17 protein-coding genes are annotated in these 17,422 nt (G+C 69.0%); 9 read left to right on the top strand and 8 right to left on the bottom strand.

The genetic code is table 11. The features are described 5' to 3' along the window. Positions 1–38: 38 nt before the first annotated feature. Entirely contained in the window at positions 39–845 is an 807-nt protein-coding gene (locus GON09_RS11040; protein ID WP_213931835.1) for an alpha/beta fold hydrolase, read from the bottom strand. A gap of 2 nt (positions 846–847) precedes the next feature. Continuing rightward, positions 848–1,582: a hypothetical protein gene (locus GON09_RS11035; RefSeq protein WP_213931834.1), complete on the bottom strand. Its 735-nt coding sequence runs from the start codon at positions 1,580–1,582 to the stop codon at positions 848–850. A gap of 57 nt (positions 1,583–1,639) precedes the next feature. Here GON09_RS11035 and GON09_RS11030 point away from each other — a divergent pair, with 57 nt between their 5' ends. Then, positions 1,640–2,470 carry an AraC family transcriptional regulator gene (locus tag GON09_RS11030; protein WP_213931833.1) on the top strand — a complete coding sequence of 277 codons (831 nt, stop codon included), beginning with the start codon at positions 1,640–1,642 and terminating at the stop codon, positions 2,468–2,470. Between the two features lie 25 nt (positions 2,471–2,495). Next, positions 2,496–2,960, top strand: coding sequence for a VOC family protein (locus tag GON09_RS11025; RefSeq protein WP_213931832.1), 465 nt, complete (start codon positions 2,496–2,498; stop codon positions 2,958–2,960). 45 nt (positions 2,961–3,005) lie between these two features. On the opposite strand, the gene GON09_RS11020 is transcribed toward GON09_RS11025, so the two are convergent. Continuing rightward, on the bottom strand, positions 3,006–4,025 hold the full coding sequence (locus GON09_RS11020) for a glutathione S-transferase family protein (RefSeq protein WP_213931831.1): 1,020 nt from the start codon (positions 4,023–4,025) through the stop codon (positions 3,006–3,008). Positions 4,026–4,048: 23 nt separating this feature from the next. After that, positions 4,049–4,744 (bottom strand): GNAT family N-acetyltransferase, encoded by a 696-nt coding sequence (locus GON09_RS11015; protein WP_213934406.1) that lies wholly within the window; start codon positions 4,742–4,744, stop codon positions 4,049–4,051. Between the two features lie 94 nt (positions 4,745–4,838). On the opposite strand from GON09_RS11015, the gene GON09_RS11010 reads away from it, so the two are divergent. The 4 genes from GON09_RS11010 (at position 4,839) to GON09_RS10995 (ending at position 9,290) form a co-directional block, all read left to right on the top strand. Next, positions 4,839–6,305, top strand: coding sequence for a DHA2 family efflux MFS transporter permease subunit (locus GON09_RS11010; protein ID WP_213934405.1), 1,467 nt, complete (start codon positions 4,839–4,841; stop codon positions 6,303–6,305). 120 nt (positions 6,306–6,425) lie between these two features. Next, positions 6,426–7,469, top strand: coding sequence for a class I adenylate-forming enzyme family protein (locus GON09_RS11005; RefSeq protein ID WP_213934404.1), 1,044 nt, complete (start codon positions 6,426–6,428; stop codon positions 7,467–7,469). 79 nt (positions 7,470–7,548) lie between these two features. Then, positions 7,549–8,310, top strand: coding sequence for a crotonase/enoyl-CoA hydratase family protein (locus GON09_RS11000; RefSeq protein ID WP_213931830.1), 762 nt, complete (start codon positions 7,549–7,551; stop codon positions 8,308–8,310). Positions 8,311–8,357: 47 nt separating this feature from the next. Continuing rightward, positions 8,358–9,290: an adenosine deaminase gene (locus tag GON09_RS10995; RefSeq protein ID WP_213931829.1), complete on the top strand. Its 933-nt coding sequence runs from the start codon at positions 8,358–8,360 to the stop codon at positions 9,288–9,290. A gap of 11 nt (positions 9,291–9,301) precedes the next feature. On the opposite strand, the gene GON09_RS10990 is transcribed toward GON09_RS10995, so the two are convergent. Further along, on the bottom strand, positions 9,302–10,609 hold the full coding sequence (locus GON09_RS10990; RefSeq protein ID WP_213931828.1) for a D-arabinono-1,4-lactone oxidase: 1,308 nt from the start codon (positions 10,607–10,609) through the stop codon (positions 9,302–9,304). Positions 10,610–10,684: 75 nt separating this feature from the next. Between GON09_RS10990 and GON09_RS10985 the strand changes: the two genes are divergently transcribed. The 3 genes from GON09_RS10985 to GON09_RS10975 are packed head-to-tail and all read left to right on the top strand — an operon-like array spanning position 10,685 to position 13,231. Continuing rightward, entirely contained in the window at positions 10,685–11,329 is a 645-nt protein-coding gene (locus GON09_RS10985) for a TetR/AcrR family transcriptional regulator (RefSeq protein ID WP_213931827.1), read from the top strand. 39 nt (positions 11,330–11,368) lie between these two features. Next, positions 11,369–12,562, top strand: a complete 1,194-nt coding sequence (locus GON09_RS10980) for an alanine racemase (protein ID WP_213931826.1) — start codon at positions 11,369–11,371, stop codon at positions 12,560–12,562. Between the two features lie 27 nt (positions 12,563–12,589). Further along, positions 12,590–13,231, top strand: coding sequence for an alpha/beta hydrolase (locus tag GON09_RS10975; RefSeq protein ID WP_213931825.1), 642 nt, complete (start codon positions 12,590–12,592; stop codon positions 13,229–13,231). Between the two features lie 51 nt (positions 13,232–13,282). Here the strand turns inward: GON09_RS10975 and GON09_RS10970 are convergent, their stop codons facing one another. The 3 genes from GON09_RS10970 to GON09_RS10960 form a co-directional block, all read right to left on the bottom strand. Beyond that, the gene (locus GON09_RS10970) at positions 13,283–15,085 is read right to left on the bottom strand and encodes an AMP-dependent synthetase/ligase (RefSeq protein ID WP_213931824.1); all 1,803 of its coding nucleotides are present in this window, start codon (positions 15,083–15,085) and stop codon (positions 13,283–13,285) included. A 152-nt stretch (positions 15,086–15,237) separates the two neighbouring features. Then, complete coding sequence (locus tag GON09_RS10965; RefSeq protein ID WP_213931823.1) at positions 15,238–15,948, bottom strand: phosphoribosyltransferase; 711 nt, start codon at positions 15,946–15,948, stop codon at positions 15,238–15,240. A 64-nt stretch (positions 15,949–16,012) separates the two neighbouring features. Next, a complete protein-coding gene (locus GON09_RS10960) occupies positions 16,013–17,329 on the bottom strand; it encodes a TrpB-like pyridoxal phosphate-dependent enzyme (RefSeq protein ID WP_213931822.1) in 1,317 nt (438 codons plus the stop codon). Positions 17,330–17,422: the final 93 nt, after the last annotated feature.

Raw genomic sequence — 17,422 nt, 5'->3', positions numbered from 1 at the left:
GGGTGCGGCTCGTGCCGCGGTCGCCGTGAGCTTACGGGTCATCCGAGGAAGGGCAGGACGGCGTCGAGGAATTCGCGCGGGGCGTCGAGCTGGGGGCAGTGCCCCGCATCGGGGATGATCACGACCCGTCGCCTGCCGCCGGCCTGCACGCGCCGCGCCGCGTGAGCAGGTGTCAGCCGGTCGCGCGCACCCCACACCAGCAGGGCCGGCATGTCGAGGGCGTGCACCATCTCCGGGATCGGCAGCCGGCCGAGTTCGCCGATGGCGTGCCGGCCGACAGTCAGCAGCGTGTCGACCTGCTCGCGCGTCGCGTAGTTTGCCGCGAACGCCGCGCGCACGGCCCGGTCGAAGGTGCCGCGTCGATGCACCGCCGCCCGCCCGTACAGGGTGCCCATGGCCTGCTGCATCACCGCGGCGGGCAGCGGACGCAGCAACGCGCGCGACAGTTCGACCGGTACCTGCGCTCCCCGCGTCCACCACCGGGGGATCCCGGTGAGACCCGGCATGTCGGCGAGCACCACTCGATCGACGCGGGACGGGTGGACGGACGCGAACACCAGCGCCGTCACCGCCCCGAGGGAGTTCCCGACCAGCGACACCGGCTCGGGGGCGTCGTCGACGAGTTCGGCCACGACGTCGACGTAATGGTCGAGCACCGGTGTCTCCCAATGCTGCGCGCTGCGCCCGAAACCGGGCAGGTCGACCGTGAGCACCCGATGACGCTCGGCGATCGCCGGTGCGACCTTGCACCACGTACCGCCGTGGTCGGAGAAGCCGTGCAGCAGTACGACGGTGCGCGGTCCCGCACCGGACTCCCGGACGTACACCTTCCCGTCGGCGGGCACCGTCAGTCCTTCGGTACCGGAACCCCGGCGTCGATGATCGGGGCCTCTCCGCTCACCGGGATGACGGGACGGGCGGTGGGCCATGCGGCCGGGGGAGGACCGAAGGCGTCGCGCGCGTGCTGGATCGTCCGCTTGCCCAGCGCGCGGTTGCCCACACCACCGATGGCGGCACCGATACCCGCGGGGACGAGCTTGCCGATCAGCAACGGACTCCGCTTGGCGAAGTATCGGCGGATGAACTTCTTGACCAGCGAATTGTTCAGCGTCTTCAACTGGGTGCCGCCCGCGCCGGTGGTCAGCGCCTTGGGCCAGTTGCGCAGCGACGCGCCCGTCGCGGTCGCGACGATCTCCCGGCCGGCATCGCCGAGCGAGACCGCGAGCACCAGCGCGCGGCGCTGCTCGTGGCTGTGGGGTTCGATCCCGTGCACCGATGCGATGGCCAAAGTGAGCAGCGCGGACGCCTCGAAGAAGAAGGCCGTCTCGGCGCCCACCGCGCCGATGGCCGCGAGGGTTCCGACGCCGGGGAAGGCGGCGGTCGCGCCGGCCGCCGACCCACTGCCCGTGACGCTGAGCAGGAACTGCTTCTCGAGACGCTCGATGATCTGCGCCGGGGACTCGTCGGGGTGCGCGCGCCGCATGAGATCGACGTACTTCGCCACCGCGGGACCCTGCAGCCTCGCGCCGTTGTCCAGCATCTTGACGATGAAAGCCTCTGCGATGCCTGGTTTGCTGCTCATCGTGCCCCTGTTCTCCGGTGCTCTTGTCTTCCGGACTGCTCTCACTACGCTGGTGCCATGACCGGGTCCGCAGTCGGGGTATCGGACGGCGCCAGACGGCGTCCGGCGCCCCTGCTGACACCCTACGTACGTTCGTACGAGGGGTATCGGCTCGACGGTTTCCCGCCGGGGACCCACCTGGGTATGCCCTCTCCGGAGGTCACCGTAATCCTCACGATCTCCGAACCTGTCGAACTCTCCCGGGGCGACGGGCAGCCCCCGGAGCGTTTCGATGCTCTCGCCGGAGGACTGTCGACGCGACCGGTGCCCATCGTCCACGATGGACGCCAGCACGGGATGCAACTCGCGCTCACGCCGGCGGGCGCTCGCGCACTGCTGGGTGTACCTGCCGCCGCACTCGGTTCGTGGGCCGTCGATCTGGAGGACGTCATCGGTGCCGACGGTCGGGAATTGTTCGACCGGATCGCCGCGGCCGGGTCGTGGGACGAGCGTTTCCGTGTTCTCGATCGGGTGCTCGCGCGGCGCCTGATCTCCGCGCGGTCGACGGGCCCGGACGGGCACCTCGTGCACGCCTGGCGCCTGCTGGTGTCCGATCCCGCCCGTCCGGTCCGCGCCGTCGCGGACGAACTCGGATGGAGCAGACGCCACCTTGCGAACCGGTGCGCCGGCGAGTTCGGGTTGTCCCCGAAGGATGTCGCGCGGGTGGCGCGGTTCGACCGGTCTCGGAGGATGTTGCGGGCGGACCCCGGCCGGCGACTCGCGGACGTCGCCGCCGAATGCGGCTTCTACGACCAGGCACATCTCGCCCGCGACTGGCGTGATCTGGCCGGCGTGCCGCCGTCCCGGTGGCTCGAGGACGAAGTGTTCCCATTCGTCCAAGACGAGTGAGGCGGCGGAGCCGACACTCGAAGACATGACGAACACAACGAACTTCACTCGGCAGTCGGCGACCGGCACACCCACCGTCGACACGGTGTGGCCGTGCTTCGCCTACACCGACGCCCGGGGCGCGATCCGCTTCCTCGTGAACACTCTCGGATTCGTCGAGACGGAGGTCTACGGGGAGGGCGAGTGCGTCGACCACGCGGCCCTCCACTGGCCCTACGGCGGCGGCGTCATGCTCGGCTCGACCGGTCGCGGGTCGCCGCTCGATCAGCACGCCGACGTGGGCACGGCCTATCTCGTGCTTCCCGACGACGCCACCGTCGATGCCCTGTACAAGAGGGTGCTCGCCTCGGCGCAGGCCGACGACCCGGCGGTGCGGGCGACCGTGACCGTCGAACTCCGCGACGAGGACTACGGCTCGCACGGGTTCACCTGCCGCGACCCGCACGGTGTGTACTGGAGCATCGGCACCTACCGACCGCGCCGGTCGTAGCGGGATCCGTCGGACTCCCGGTCAGCGCGCAATCGCGCCGTGCGGTCAGCGCGCAATCGCGCCGTGCCCTTCGGGGACCACCTCGCTCGGGCGCGGCGGGGGCGGCGGTGTGCCGTCCCCGAACGGCCGCCCGCCGAGTGCCTCACGACCGTGCGGGTCGAGCCAGTTCGACAGGTCCGGTCCCTTCGGCACGATGCCCGTCGGATTGATGTCGGTGTGCACGAGGTAGTAGTGCTGCTTGATCTGCACGAAGTCGATGGTGTCGCCGAAGCCGGGGGTCTGGAACAGATCGCGCGCGTACGCCCACAGCGCCGGGAAGTCCGCCAGCCGGTTCCGGTTGCACTTGAAGTGCCCGTAGTAGACGGGATCGAACCGGACGAGCGTGGTGAACAGGCGCACGTCGGCCTCGGTGATGGTCTCACTCACGAGATAACGTCGCGCCCCGAGGCGTTCCTCGAGCCAGTCGAGGCGGGCGAACAGGCGGTCGAAGGCCTTGTCGTAGGACTCCTGCGAGCCGGCGAAGCCGCACCGGTACACGCCGTTGTTGACGTCCCGATAGACGAGCTCGGCCACTTCGTCGATCTCGGCCCGCAGTTCCTCGGGGTACAGATCCGGTGCGCCCTCACGGTGGAACTGTGTCCACTCGGTGGAGAAGTCGAGGGTGATCTGCGGATAGTCGTTCGTCACGACCTGCCCTGTGGGGACGTCCACGACGGCCGGGACGGTGATCCCGCGGTCGTATTCCGGGTAGCGGGCGAGATAGGCGTCCTGCAGTCGCGGGATGCGGAGGACGGGATCGAGGCCGCCCGGGTCGAGATCGAACGTCCAGCTGCGCTCGTCGTGCGTCGGGCCGCACAATCCCAGCGACAGGGCATCCTCGAGACCGAGCAGTCGCCGCACGATCAGGGTGCGGTTGGCCCACGGGCAGGCGCGGGCAGCGACGAGCCGGTACCGCCCGGCTTCGACGGGGTAGCCGTCGCGCCCGTCGGCGGTGATGCGGGTGGGGATGTAGTTGGTGTCGCGGGTGAACTCCGCACCCGGTTCGACGTACTTGTTCTCGGTCACCTGCGCATCCTTCCGCACTGTCCTCACCGTTCGGGTGGTACCCGAACCGTCACGAGGGTTCCCCAGATGTCGTATCCCGACACCGCCGCGACGGTCCGGGCACCGCGGTTGTCGCGGCGCATGCGGGCGAGCGGGACGAGCCCGGCGTCGAGCGCATCATGGGTCGCCAGCGTTGCGACCGTCGATGCGAGACCCCGGCGACGCGCGGCGGGTGTCGTCAGCACCCGTACGTCGACCAGCAGCGATCCGAGTTCGCTGTAGGCGGCGCCGGCCAGGGGACGGTGGTCGTCGTCGAGTAGCACGAACACGCGCGACGGCTCGTTCGGCGACAGTTCGGCCTCGGTGACGTCGTCGGGCGGGCAGCACCGCAGCAGTTCCGCGAGGTCGCCCGGGTCGTCCGAGACGAGCGGGTTGTCGACGCGCGTCGCGTCGATCCAGTCGGTACACAGACCGAGGATCTCCGTGCGACCGGCGTGGCCGGCGACGACGACTTCGGCGTTCGATGCGTCGAGTTCGGCGGGGTCGGGTTCGGCCGCGAGACGGGAGACCGCGGTAGCGGGACCCACGATCGCCGTGGCGCGCCCCACCGCCAGCACCCGCACGTCGCGGACCGAGTCGTCGACCCGTGTGACGCAGCCGGGTTCGGCGAGGGCACCGTCGGGTAGGCCCAGTGCACGACACCACGCGAGGGCGGCGATGCTCGAGATGTGCGGGTCCACCCCGCTACCGTAGACCGCCGACGAGGGGAGAGGTCCGGTGAGCGACAACAGCGAGGTGGACACGCGCGAACGCGGGTCCGAGGTGGCGGTGGAGATGTCGGACGGTGCCCGCTGGGCGGCGTTGGGGGCGCTGTGCCTGGGCTTCTTCATGATCCTGGTGGACAGCACCATCGTCGCCGTCGCCAACCCGGCGATCATGCGGACCTTCGGTGCCGACATCGCCGCCGTCGTGTGGGTCACGAGCGCCTATCTGCTCGCGTATGCGGTGCCGCTCCTCGTGACGGGCCGCCTCGGCGACCGCTTGGGGCAGCGACGGGTCTATCTCGCCGGGCTGGTGCTGTTCACGATCGCGTCGTTGTGGTGCGGCTTCTCGTCGACGATCGAGATGCTCATCGTCGCGCGGGTCTTCCAAGGTTTCGGTGCGGCGCTCATGTCGCCGCAGACCATGGCCGTGGTGACGCGGATCTTCCCGCGTGAGCGGCGCGGGACCGCGATGGGACTATGGGGGGCGGTGGCCGGTGTCGCGACGCTGGTCGGCCCCCTGGCCGGCGGTGTTCTGGTCGACGGTCTCGGCTGGGAATGGATCTTCTTCGTGAACGTGCCCGTGGGAATCATCGGGTTCGCGCTGGCCGTGCGGTACGTGCCCGTGCTGCCGACGAGTCCTCACCGGTTCGACGTGCTCGGGATGCTGCTCAGCGGCGCCGGTCTGTTCTGCCTCGTGTTCGGGATCCAGGAGGGCAACTCGTTCGAGTGGACCACCCGGGTGTGGCTGCTGATCGTCGCGGGCATTGCGTTGCTCGCCGTCTTCGTCGCGCAGCAGTCACGCAACCGGGGAGAACCGCTCGTGCCGCTGTCGCTGTTCCACGACCGTAACTTCGGCCTCGCGAACATCGGCATCGCGACGATGGGCTTCGCCATCACCGGCGTCATGCTGCCCATCATGTTCTACGCCCAGTCGGTGCGTGGTCTGAGTCCTACCGGTGCCGCACTGCTCATGGTGCCGATGGCGGTGTTCAGCGGTGTGCTCGCGCCGCTCGTGGGCAGGCTCGTCGACCGTCTCCACCCGCGACTGATCGCAGGCACCGGATTCTCGCTGCTCGTCGTCGGGCTGGGATGGCTCGCCCTGGTGATGACCCCCGACGCGGAGATCTGGCAGTTGCTGCTGCCGATCGCCCTGATCGGTATCGCGAACGCGGGGATCTGGTCTCCGCTGTCGGCCACCGCGACGAACGGGCTCGCGCCGAGTCGCGCGGGCGCGGGCTCCGGTGTGTACAACACGACGCGTCAGGTGGGCGCGGTGATGGGCAGTGCCGCTCTCGGCGCGATGATGGCGGCCCGGCTGTCGGCGAACGGCATCGGGGGCGGTGGGTCGTCGGAGACGGAGACGTCCGTCCTGCCGGAACCGTTGCGCGCGCCGTTCGCCGCCGCGATGGCGGAATCCCTGTGGCTTCCCGCCGGTGTCCTGATCATCGGACTCGTGGCCGTGCTGGCCTTCGACCGCCCCGCGAGTCAGAAGGAACAGCGTGCACCGGAGGACCGCTCGGCGCCGGCGACGGCCTGACGAGAGTCCGCAGTACGGCTGAAGCGTGTCCGTGACCCGCAGTTTCCTCACACGGTTGTGATCCACGCCATATAGTGCAGGCACGCACGCCGGGTGGGAGGTGGCATGTCGGTGGCCGTAGTGGAGATTCCTGCAGGCAGTCGTTGGCTCCGGGACGATCGGGTCACTCGCTGTGCGAGCGGCATCCTGCAGTACGACGGCCTCGAGCCGTGCCTCGCGGAGTTGCTCGACCGGAGTGCGCTGCGTTTCGCGAACCGGGTCGCCGTGGTCGACCGTTGCGGTCGCGCGCTCACCTACCGCGAACTGTGGGCTGCCGCCGCCCGCGTCGCCGGTGGCCTCCTCGACCAGGGTGTCGGTCCCGCCGACCGTGTGGTGGTGAACCAGCCGAACGGTATCCGCTGGCTCGTCGGTTTCCTCGGAGTGGTCCTCGCCGGGGGCGTCCCTGTGCTCCCCGCCCCCAGCTGCAGCGCGGAGGAGGCAGCGGAGATCGAAGGCCACAGCGGTGCGGTGCTGACCCTGGACTCCGACCTCCCCGACGGCGTCGCCTTCCTCGACGGCGGGGCGTCGCCGGACGAACTGGCGGTGCTCTACTACGTGCGCGTCGCCGGTGGTGGACTACGTGGCGTCGAACTGACCAACACCAACGTGCTGTCGACGATCGAAGCCGTCGCGCACGCGATGGACCTCTGCGGCGACGGCATCCGGACCGTGCTGACGGCTCCGCTGTCCACGGCGGTCGGATGCAGCGTCCAGTTGCTGCCCACGCTCGCGTTCGGGGGCACCGTGGTGGTCTCGGGATCGCGGGTGATCCGCGCACCGTGGCGGCACCTCCGCGCGGCCTTCCCCACTTCGCGGTGTGTGCGGGGCTGGGGGGTCGCAGAGACGGGAGGGATCGGTCTGCTGCTGCCCTCGGAACATCGCTCTCGTCATCCCCGCAGCATCGGTGTGCCGTTCGGCGGGATCGAGGTCGCGCTGCTCGGACCCGACGCCGAGAACGGCGTCGGTGAACTCCTGTGTCGCGGGCCGAGCGTGGCCCGGCGGTACTGGCGCGAACCGTGCGCGACGGCCGACGCGTTCAGGGAGGACGGCTGGTTCCGCACGGGGGATCAGGTGCGCATCGACGACGAGGGCTTCGTCGATCAGCTCGCCGTCCGGGTGTCGTGATCCCTGGAACAGGTTCTCGTCGGGTATACAGCCTGTAACCGGGATGATCCGGCATTTTCCGTAGTGGAGAGGTATGCCCATGTCCGACGTAGTCCTGCTCGAACGACGCGATCGCGTTCTCGTCATCACCATCAACCGGCCCGACGCACGCAATGCGGTCAACGCCGCGGTGAGTCACGCCCTCGCCGAGGCGGTCGACGAACTCGACGGCGACGACTCCCTGTCGGTGGGTGTACTCACCGGCGCCGGCGGTACCTTCTGCGCAGGCATGGATCTCAAGGCGTTCGTCGCGGGCGAGAACGTGGTCGTACCGGGCAAGGGCCTCGGCTTCACGGAAGCGCCCCCGCGCAAGCCGCTGATCTCCGCGGTCGAGGGATTCGCGCTCGCCGGAGGAACCGAACTCGTCCTGGCCACCGACCTCGTCGTCGCGGCGAAGGACGCGAAGTTCGGCATTCCGGAGGTCAAGCGCGGCCTGGTCGCCGGTGGTGGTGGTCTGCTGCGCCTGCCCTCGCGCATCCCTTACCAGAAGGCACTCGAGCTCGCGCTCACCGGGGATGCGTTCACCGCCGAGGAAGGCTACGGCTACGGTTTCGTCAATCGCCTCACCGAACCCGGTGGGGCACTCGAGGGCGCTTTCGAGCTGGCCGAGCGCATCACGGCGAACGGACCGCTCGCCGTGGCGGCGACCAAGGAGATCATCGTCCGCTCGGCCGACTGGTCGCGCGAAGAAGCGTTCGTGAAGCAGATGGAGATCATGGCGCCCGTGTTCACTTCGGAGGACGCGCGTGAAGGTGCCACGGCCTTCGCCGAGAAGCGGCCTCCCGTGTGGAAGGGTCGCTGAGCGGTCGGACACGCGAGGGCGAGGGAACGAGAGAGGGTGAGGATCAGGTGACCGACGGTTTCGCCGAATTGCACGTACACATCGAGGGCACGCTCGAACCCGAGCTGATCCTCGCCCTCGCCGAGCGGAACCGCGTCGCTCTGCCCTATCGCGATCTCGACGACCTCCGCAGTCGCTACGAGTTCACCGACCTGCAGTCGTTCCTCGACCTGTACTACGCGAACATGGAGGTCCTGCGCACCGCGCAGGACTTCGCCGACCTCGCCCGCGCCTATTTCTCACGTGCGGCGCGGGCGGGTGTCACCCGCGCGGAGTTCTTCTTCGATCCCCAGGCCCACACCTCGCGCGGTGTCGCGCTGCCCGAGGTCGTGGCCGGGCTCGCCGACGCGGTCGCCGGTGCTCATCGGGAGTTCGGGGTCGACGCGGCGATGATCGCGTCGATCGTGCGTGATCGTCCGGTGCCCGAAGCGCACGAGGTGTTCGGCGAACTGCTGCGCCTCGGCGCGCCGATCATCGGGCTCGGGCTGGACTCGGCGGAGGTGGGCCACCCGCCGTCACTCTTCGAGGACGTCTTCGCGCGGGCTCGGGCCGAAGGGCTGCGCATCACGGCGCACGCGGGGGAGGAGGGACCGCCGGAATACGTCTGGCAGGCACTCGACCTGCTCGGCGCCGAACGCATCGACCACGGTATCCGCTCGCTCGAGGATCCCGAACTCGTCGCGCGCCTGGTCGACGAGAGCATCCCGCTCACGGTCTGCCCGTTCTCGAATGTCCGCCTCCGCGTGGTGGATACCCTCGCCGATCATCCGCTGCGCCGGATGCTCGAGGCCGGTCTCTCGGTGAGCGTGCACTCGGACGATCCCGCCTATTTCGGCGGTTACGTCGACGACAACCTCGTGGGCCTGAAAGACCAACTCGGTCTCACCGATGCCGAACGGGATGTGCTGCAGCGCAATTCATGGGATGCAGCCTTCCTCTGATCGGCAGGTCGTCACTCGCCCAGGACCCGACGTAGATACGGGTTCGTGAAGGTGCGGTGCGGATCCACGCGGTCGCGCACGACGAGGAAGTCGTCGAATCGCGGGTAGAGATCGCGCAGATCGCCGTCGGTCAGGGAATGGAGCTTGCCCCAGTGCGGGCGTCCCCCGGCGGCACGCAGGATCGGCTCGACAGCGTCGAAATAGGGCCCGTGGTCGCGCCGGTGGTACTGGTGCACGGCCACGTACGCGGTGTCGCGGCCGTGCGCGGTGGACAGCCACACATCGTCGGCCCGCGAGAACCGCACCTCCACCGGGAAGCCGATGCGGACATCGTTGCGCTGCAACCACTCATCGATCTCGCGCAGGGCCTCCGGAAGGTGGTCGGTGGGTATCGCGTACTCCATCTCCCGGAACCGCACCCGGCGTTCGGAGGCGAACACCCGGTAGCTGCGGTCGACGAACGTGCGCGGCGAGAGGACCCGCGACGCCACCCGGTTCAGGGCCGGGATGGTGGCGGGAGCACGCGTTCCGATCTGCTGGAAGAGCGCGAACGCTCCATTGGAGAGCAGTTCGTCGTCGAGGAGGGTGCGCACCCGCCCGAGCGGCTGCACCGGTGCCGCACCGGGGAGGCGGGTGTTGCGTTTGACGAGCACGCCGTCCGTGTGCGGAAACCAGTAGAACTCGAAATGGTCTACGTCGTTACGCAGTTCGTCCAGGGCGTCGAGCGTCGCCCGGAGCGACGAGGGTGCTTCTTCTGCCCGGAGGCGGAAGGCAGGGACGCAGTCGAGCGTGACGGTCGCGAGGACGCCGAGTGCGCCGAGTCCGAGGCGCGCGGCCTCGAACAGGTCGGGTTCGTGTTCGGGGGAGCAGTCGACGATCCGGCCGTCGGCGAGCACGATCGTCGCACGGCACACGGCTGCCGCGAGTCCGCGGAAGGCCGTACCGGTGCCGTGGGTGCCGGTGGAGATCGCGCCGGCGACGGACTGGACATCGATGTCGCCGAGGTTGGGGACGGCGAGGCCCTGTGCCCACAGCAGGTCGCTCAGATCGCGCAGTCGCGTCCCCGCCCGCACCGTCACAACCGCGCCGGCCGGTGACCGCTCCACCGAGACGAGGCCCGACATCCGGTCGAGCGAGATCAGCGTGCCGTCGGTGACGGCCGCATCGGTGAACGAGTGCCCGGCACCCACAGCCTTGACGTGTTCGCCCTGGTCGGAGGCGCGACGGACGATGCGCGCGAGGTCGTCGACGGTGCGGGGGGTCTCGAAACGGCGGGGCGTCGCGCTCGCGGTGCGCGCCCAGTTGTGCCAGGTGGACATGCCCCATCTTCGACCTGGACAACCGTCCAAGTCAACATCTGGTCGGAAACAGTTCCCGACCTCTACGATCGGGGCATGTCGAATCGGTTGCCTGCCGACGAGCGCCGCACCCAACTCGTGGCCGCGGCACTGGAACTGGCAGAGGGTGGGGGAGTCGGAGCCGTCACGGTCCGTGCCGTCGCCGAGAAGGCCGGAGTGTCACTGGGTGTCGTCCATTACTGTTTCGACAGCAAGGAAGCCCTCGTCGTGGCGATGGCGAACGCCGTCATCGGCGAACTCGCCGGGGCCATGCAGGCCGCGTTCGACGTGCCGACGGACGCGCAGCAGACCGGCGGTGTCGACTGTCTGCGTTCGATGCTCCACGCCGGTCTCCGGGCGATGTGGTCGGCGATCGAGTCCACGCCGGGATTGCAGACCCTCACCTACGAGATCACGACCTACTCCCTGCGGCACAACACCAACGGCAGTCCCGTGAGCGGGGACATCGCCGTGCAGCAGTACCGGCTGATGGACGAGCAGGCCCGCCTGTTCCTCGACAGTTGCGCCGAGCGGTGCGGCGTCGAATGGTCGCTGCCCACAGCGACGGTCGCGCGACTGTCACTGGCGTTGCTCGACGGAGTCGTGCTCCGCTGGCTGGTGGATCGCGACAGCGACTCGACGGCAGCCGAATTGGGAATCATCGCCGACATCATCGCGAGCCGTGCCGTAGAACGTTCCTGACCCGCCCGCTCCGACCCGATCACGCCGAAGGGACCGCCCGTGCTCCGTGCTGCTTCCGCCCCCGACGACGTCCTCGACCGGGTGCAGTCGGCCACGGCCGACCTCGACCCGCCGTTCGCCGCCGTCGACCTGCCCACCCTGCGGCGCAACGCCGACGACCTGATCCGCCGCGCCGGCGGTGTGCCCGTGCGGGTCGCGAGCAAGTCGGTGCGCTGTCGTGCCGTCCTCGCCGAGGTCCTCGGTCCGGAACTGACCACCCGCGGCGGTTTTCGCGGCATCATGGCGTACTCGCTTCGGGAGGCACTGTGGCTCGTCGAGCACGGAGCCCGCGACATCCTGATGGGTTACCCCACGGTCGACCGGGCGGCGCTCGGGAAGCTCGCGGTGTCGCCGGACGCGGCGCAGGCGATCACGCTCATGATCGATTCGGCCGAGCATCTCGACATCATCCGTGAGGCCCTGGGGGAACACGCTTTCCGGCCCAAGGTGTGCCTGGACATCGATGCGTCGTTGCGGGTGGGTCCGCTCCACCTCGGTGTGCGCCGTTCTCCGCTGCGCGACCCGCAAGCCGCCGCCGGCCTGGCACGTCGCGCCGCCGCCGCCGGATTCGACGTCGTCGGAGTGATGTTCTACGAGGCCCAGATCGCGGGCCTGCCCGACTCGTCGCTGCCGGTGCGGCTCGTCAAGGGACTGTCGGCGCGGGAGCTCTCCTCGCGCCGCCGAGCCGTGGTGGAGGCCGTGCGTGCGGTCGTGGGAGACCTCGAACTGGTCAACGGCGGCGGAACCGGCTCGCTCGAGGTGACCACCGCCGATCGTGTCGTCACCGAGGCCACCGCGGGGTCGGGGCTGTACGTGCCCACCCTGTTCGACGGCTACCGGGCGTTCACCCCGAACCCGTCGATGTTCTTCGCGCTGCCTGCCGTACGGAAACCGTCACCGTCGATCACGACGTTGTTCGGTGGCGGGTACATCGCGTCCGGCCCGCCCGGCACCTCGCGAGTGCCGCGCCCGGTCCGACCCGCGGGGCTGACGCTGCTGGGGACGGAGGGTGCCGGAGAGGTGCAGACCCCGGTGCGCGGTCGCGCGGCCGCCTCGATCCCGGTCGGGGGACGGGTGTGGTTCCGCCACGCGAAGGCGGGGGAACTGTGCGAGAGATTCGACCGGGTGTATCTCGTCGACGAGAACGGACGCACCGAGGTGCCCACCTATCGCGGTGAGGGCGGCTGCTGGTGATCTTCCGTCTCCGGCAACAATGAGTTCATGCCGTTGACGTTCTTCCCCGGGTCGGTCGGCCGGGTCCATTGGCGGTGCCGGACCGTCGACGACGCGAGAGCCGGTGTCGTGTTCGCGCACGGCTTCGGGCAGCACACCGGGCACTACCATCGTTTCGCCTCCGGTCTTGCCGCCCACGGCATCGCGTGGTGGGGACTCGACCTCGCCGGACACGGACTCTCCGAAGGAGAACCCGGCTCACCGGGCAACGTCGAGTTCCACGCCGAGGACTTCGGCGTGCTCGCCGGCCTCGCCGCCGAGTCCGGTCTGCCGCTGGTGGCGATGGGCCATTCGCTCGGCGCGGCGACGGTCCTGACGGCGCTGGGTGCCGAGGCCTTTGGTGGTACCCGCTTCGCGGGCGTCGTACTGTGCGGCACGCCGCGCACCGCGGCCCTGCCGCAGACGGCCGAAGCGCTCCGAGCGAGCGACCTGCCGGTCCTGCTGGTCCACGGCGTCGACGACCGGCTGGTCCCGATCGACCCGATACGCGAGTGGGCGTCGTCGGTGCCCCGGGCACAGTGGCGCGAATATCCCGATGCCGGGCACGACCTGTTGCACGAACCCGTGCATCGCAGGGTGACCTCGGATGTTGCCGCGTTCGTGGGCGACCTGGCCGGCCGGATTCCCTGAGAAACGACCGGGCCCCCCGCGGTTGCGAAGGGCCCGGTCGTAGGTGGAGCGTCAGCTGTAGATTGCTGCGATCTCGGCACCGTGCTTGTCGTGGATGATGTTCCGCTTGAGCTTGAGCGTCGGGGTCAGCTCGCCGCTCTCGATGCTGAAATCGGTCTCGAGGATGCGGTACTTGCGGATCGACTCGGCCTTCGAGACCTTCTTGTTGGTCTCGGCGACCGCCTCGTCGATCTCGGCGATCAGGTCGGGGTTCTTGATCAATTCCGCGACCGTGGTTCCCGCCGGCAGGCCGTGGCGCTCGAGCCAGCCCGGCAGGGCCTCCGGGTCGAGGGTGATCAGAGCACCGATGAACGGCTTGGAGTCGCCGACGACGATGACCTGGCTGATCAGCGGGTGGGCGCGCAGCGAATCCTCGAGGATCGCCGGAGCGACGTTCTTACCGCCCGCGGTGACGATGAGTTCCTTCTTGCGGCCGGTGATCGAGATGAAACCGTCCTCGTCGATCGTGCCGATGTCGCCGGTGTGGAACCAGCCGTCGCGGATGGCTTCCTCGGTGGCCTTGTCGTTCTGCCAGTAGCCGTCGAACACCTGGGGGCCCTTGAGCAGCAGCTCGCCGTCCTCGGCGATCTTCGCCGCGCAGCCGTTGAACGGCTTGCCGACGGTGCCGATCTTCTGTTCGGCCGGGGTGTTCATGATGATGCCGCCGGTCGTCTCCGTCAGGCCGTAACCCTCGTAGATGGTGACGCCGACGCCGCGGAAGAAGTGGCCGAGGCGCGCGCCGAGTGCAGCACCGCCCGACACGGCCTTGGTCACGTTGCCGCCGAGCGCGGCCTTGAGCTTGCCGTAGACCAGCTTGTCGAACACGAAGTGCTGGATCTTCAGGCCGAGGCCCGGGCCGCCGTTCTCGAGTGCCTTGCTGTATTCGATCGCGACGTCGGAGGCCTTCTCGAAGATCTTGCCCTTGCCGCCGTCGTAGGCCTTCTGCTTGGCCGAGTTGTAGACCTTCTCGAACACGCGGGGTACCGAGAGGATGAAGTTCGGCTTGAAGACCGCGAACTGGTCGAGCAGCGTGGTGAGGTCGGAGGTGTGACCGACGGTGACCTTGCTGTCGAATGCCGCGAACGAGATCAGGCGTGCGAAGACGTGTGCCATCGGGATGAACAGCAGGGTGCGCTGGCCCTCGTGCATGGAGTCGGGCAGGGCGAGACCGCAGGCCGCGGACTCCGAGGCGAAGTGGCGGTGCTTGAGCTGGACGCCCTTCGGCCGGCCCGTGGTGCCGGAGGTGTAGATGAGGGTCGCTGCGGATTCGGCCGTGACCTGGTTGCGTCGTTCCTCGACCTGCTCGTCGGTGACCGCCGCGCCGCGCGCGACGAGTTCGTCGACCGCGCTCTTGCCGCCCGACGCCGGCTCGATCTGCAGGACCTCGCGCACGGTCGGAGCATTCTCGGCGACCTCGCGCACGGTGTCGACGTGACCCGAATTCTCGACGATGAGCAGCTTGGTCCCGGAGTCCTCGAGGATCCACTGGGCCTGGTCTGCCGACGACGTCTCGTAGATCGCGACGGTGGCACCGCCCGCGGTCCAGATCGCGTAGTCCAGCAGGACCCATTCGTAGCGGGTCGCCGACAGCACCGCGACGCGGTCGCCGAGCTCGATGCCCGACGCGATCAGGCCCTTCGCCACGGCGCGCACCTCGGATGCGAACTGGCGCGCGGTGACGGGAACCCACTTGCCGTCGACCAGTCGCTCGAACGGCACGAACTCCGGCGACTCCTTCTCGTGCCGGAAGACGCTGTCGGCCATCGACGTGTTCTCGGGAATCGAGAACGACTGTGGCACGGCAATCTCACTCACTGTGACCCCTCCATCATTAGGTACTGTCGGTGTGCATTGCATCACATGTCGTTGGTAAATGCATTACCCCACGGACCGATTTGCCCCTTTTTTACAGTCCGATAAGCAGTGATCTACGTAACAATGCTACCCGTCGGTAACGAGGATTACCACTATCGGATAGTCTCGTCGGATTTTCCGGTACCGGAAGTACCAGTATTTCGGAGGAGATGGACGGCCTCGTCGTCGCCGAGTTGATGAAAATCGTCGTAAGCGGCGCCGACGCTGTCGGTGTCCACCGGCGTCCACGGGCAGATCACCTCGTCGGCCATCCGGCCGGCCCGGCGCAGTGCGTCGGGAGATGCCACCGGCACCGCGAGGACGACTCGGGTCGCTCCGGAGGCGCGCGCGGCGAGGCATGCCACGGCGGCGGTCGCGCCGGTGGCGATCCCGTCGTCGACGATGATCGCCGTGCGGCCCTCCAGCGGCACCCGGGGACGACCGGCGCGCAGAAAATCGGCGCGCCGGGCAAGTTCGGTCAGCTCGCGCTGCTCGATGGCCGCCACGGATTCCGGGGCTATCCGCCCGTGCCGGATCACGTCGTCGTTGAGGACGCGGAAGACGGCGTCGTGCGCGGTCGGTTCTCCGGCGGTTCCGGGACCCGGTCCTTCGGCGATCGCGCCCATCGCGAGTTCGGGATGCCAGGGCACGCCCAGTTTGCGCACCACGAGGACGTCCAGGGGTGCATCGAGGGCCGCAGCGAGTTCACGGGCGACGGGAATGCCGCCGCGGGGCAGTGCGAGAACCACCGGGTCGGCGTCGCGCAGGTGCCCGGCCGACCGGGCGAGTCGCCGGCCTGCCTCCTCGCGCGTGGCGTACCTCACACGTCCAGTATGGGACGGTCCGTCCGGGCAGGCGAGCATTCACCGTCCGGACGGACCGCGGATCTCAGTCGAGATCGCCCGACAGGTAGGAGTGGTAAGCGGGCAGATCGAGCTGGCCGTGGCCGGACAGACCGATCACGATCACCTCGGGTTCGGTGAGGCCCCGTGCGTACTCCGCGGCCGCCGCGATCGCGTGCGACGACTCCGGTGCCGGCACGATGCCCTCGTTCCGGGCGAAGAGCACCGCCGCGGAGAAGGCATCGGTCTGTGCCACGGATTGTCCCTGCACGTAGCCCAGCTCGACGGTGTGGCTGAGCAGCGGTGCCATGCCGTGGTACCGCAGCCCACCGGCATGGATGGGATCCGGGATGAAGTCCTGGCCGAGTGTGTGCATCTTCAGCAGCGGCGTCAGGCCCGCGATGTCGCCGTGGTCGTAGCGGTACTCGCCACGCGTGATCGACGGGCATGCCGCGGGCTCGACGGCGACGATGCGCGTCTTCGCCCGGTCGTGCAGGACCTCGCGCAGGAACGGGAACGACAGGCCGGCGAGATTCGAACCGCCGCCCGCGCAGCCGAAGACGACATCGGCCTGGTCCTCGCCTGCGGTCCGCAGCTGTTCCACGGCCTCGAGGCCGATGACGGTCTGGTGCAGCACCACATGGTTGAGCACACTGCCGAGTGTGTAGCGGGCCGCCGCGTCCTTCACCGCGACCTCCACGGCCTCCGACACTGCGATGCCGAGCGAGCCGGGCGTGTCCGGATGCTCGGCGAGGACTGCGCGACCGGCGTCCGTCAGGTCGGACGGGCTGGGATGGACTGTGCCACCGTACGTCTCGATGAGGAAGCGACGATACGGCTTCGAATCGTAGGAGGCGCGGACCTGCCACACCTCGAGATCGATACCGAACTTCGCGCACGCGAACGACAGGGCCGAGCCCCACTGTCCCGCACCGGTTTCCGTCGTGAGTCGGGTGACGCCGTCGAGCGAGTTGTAGTACGCCTGGGCGACCGCGGAGTTCACCTTGTGGCTACCGACCGGGCTCACCCCCTCGTACTTGACGTAGATGCGGGCCGGGGTGCCGAGCGCCTTCTCGAACGAGCGGGCACGGAACAGGGGAGTGGTGCGGTAGCCGGCGTAGACCTCGCGCACGGCCTCCGGGATCTCGATCTCGGTTTCGGTCGACAGCTCCTGCTCGATCAGTCCCGAGGCGAACAGCGGCGCGAGATCGTCGGCGGTGATGGGCTCGCGGGTGCCGGGGTGCAGATGCGGCGGCGAGGCCACCTCGAGATCGCCGACGATGTTGTACCAGTGCGTCGGAATGCCGGAATCGGCGACGGACGGAGGCGTCGTGGAGGCGTGCGCGGAGGGGGAGGCCGTCACTGTGGAATCCTTCGGGTCGGGGCCGATGACATGCTCAGTGTGACGTGCCCCGGAGGCCCGGGACGGCGTGGGGTGTGTCATGATCCGGGCGCT

This window comes from Rhodococcus sp. B50, from assembly GCF_013602415.1.
Lineage (GTDB): Bacteria > Actinomycetota > Actinomycetes > Mycobacteriales > Mycobacteriaceae > Rhodococcus.
The sequence above is the reverse complement of the archived record's forward strand: the minus strand, read 5'-3'. Positions and strand labels throughout refer to the sequence as shown.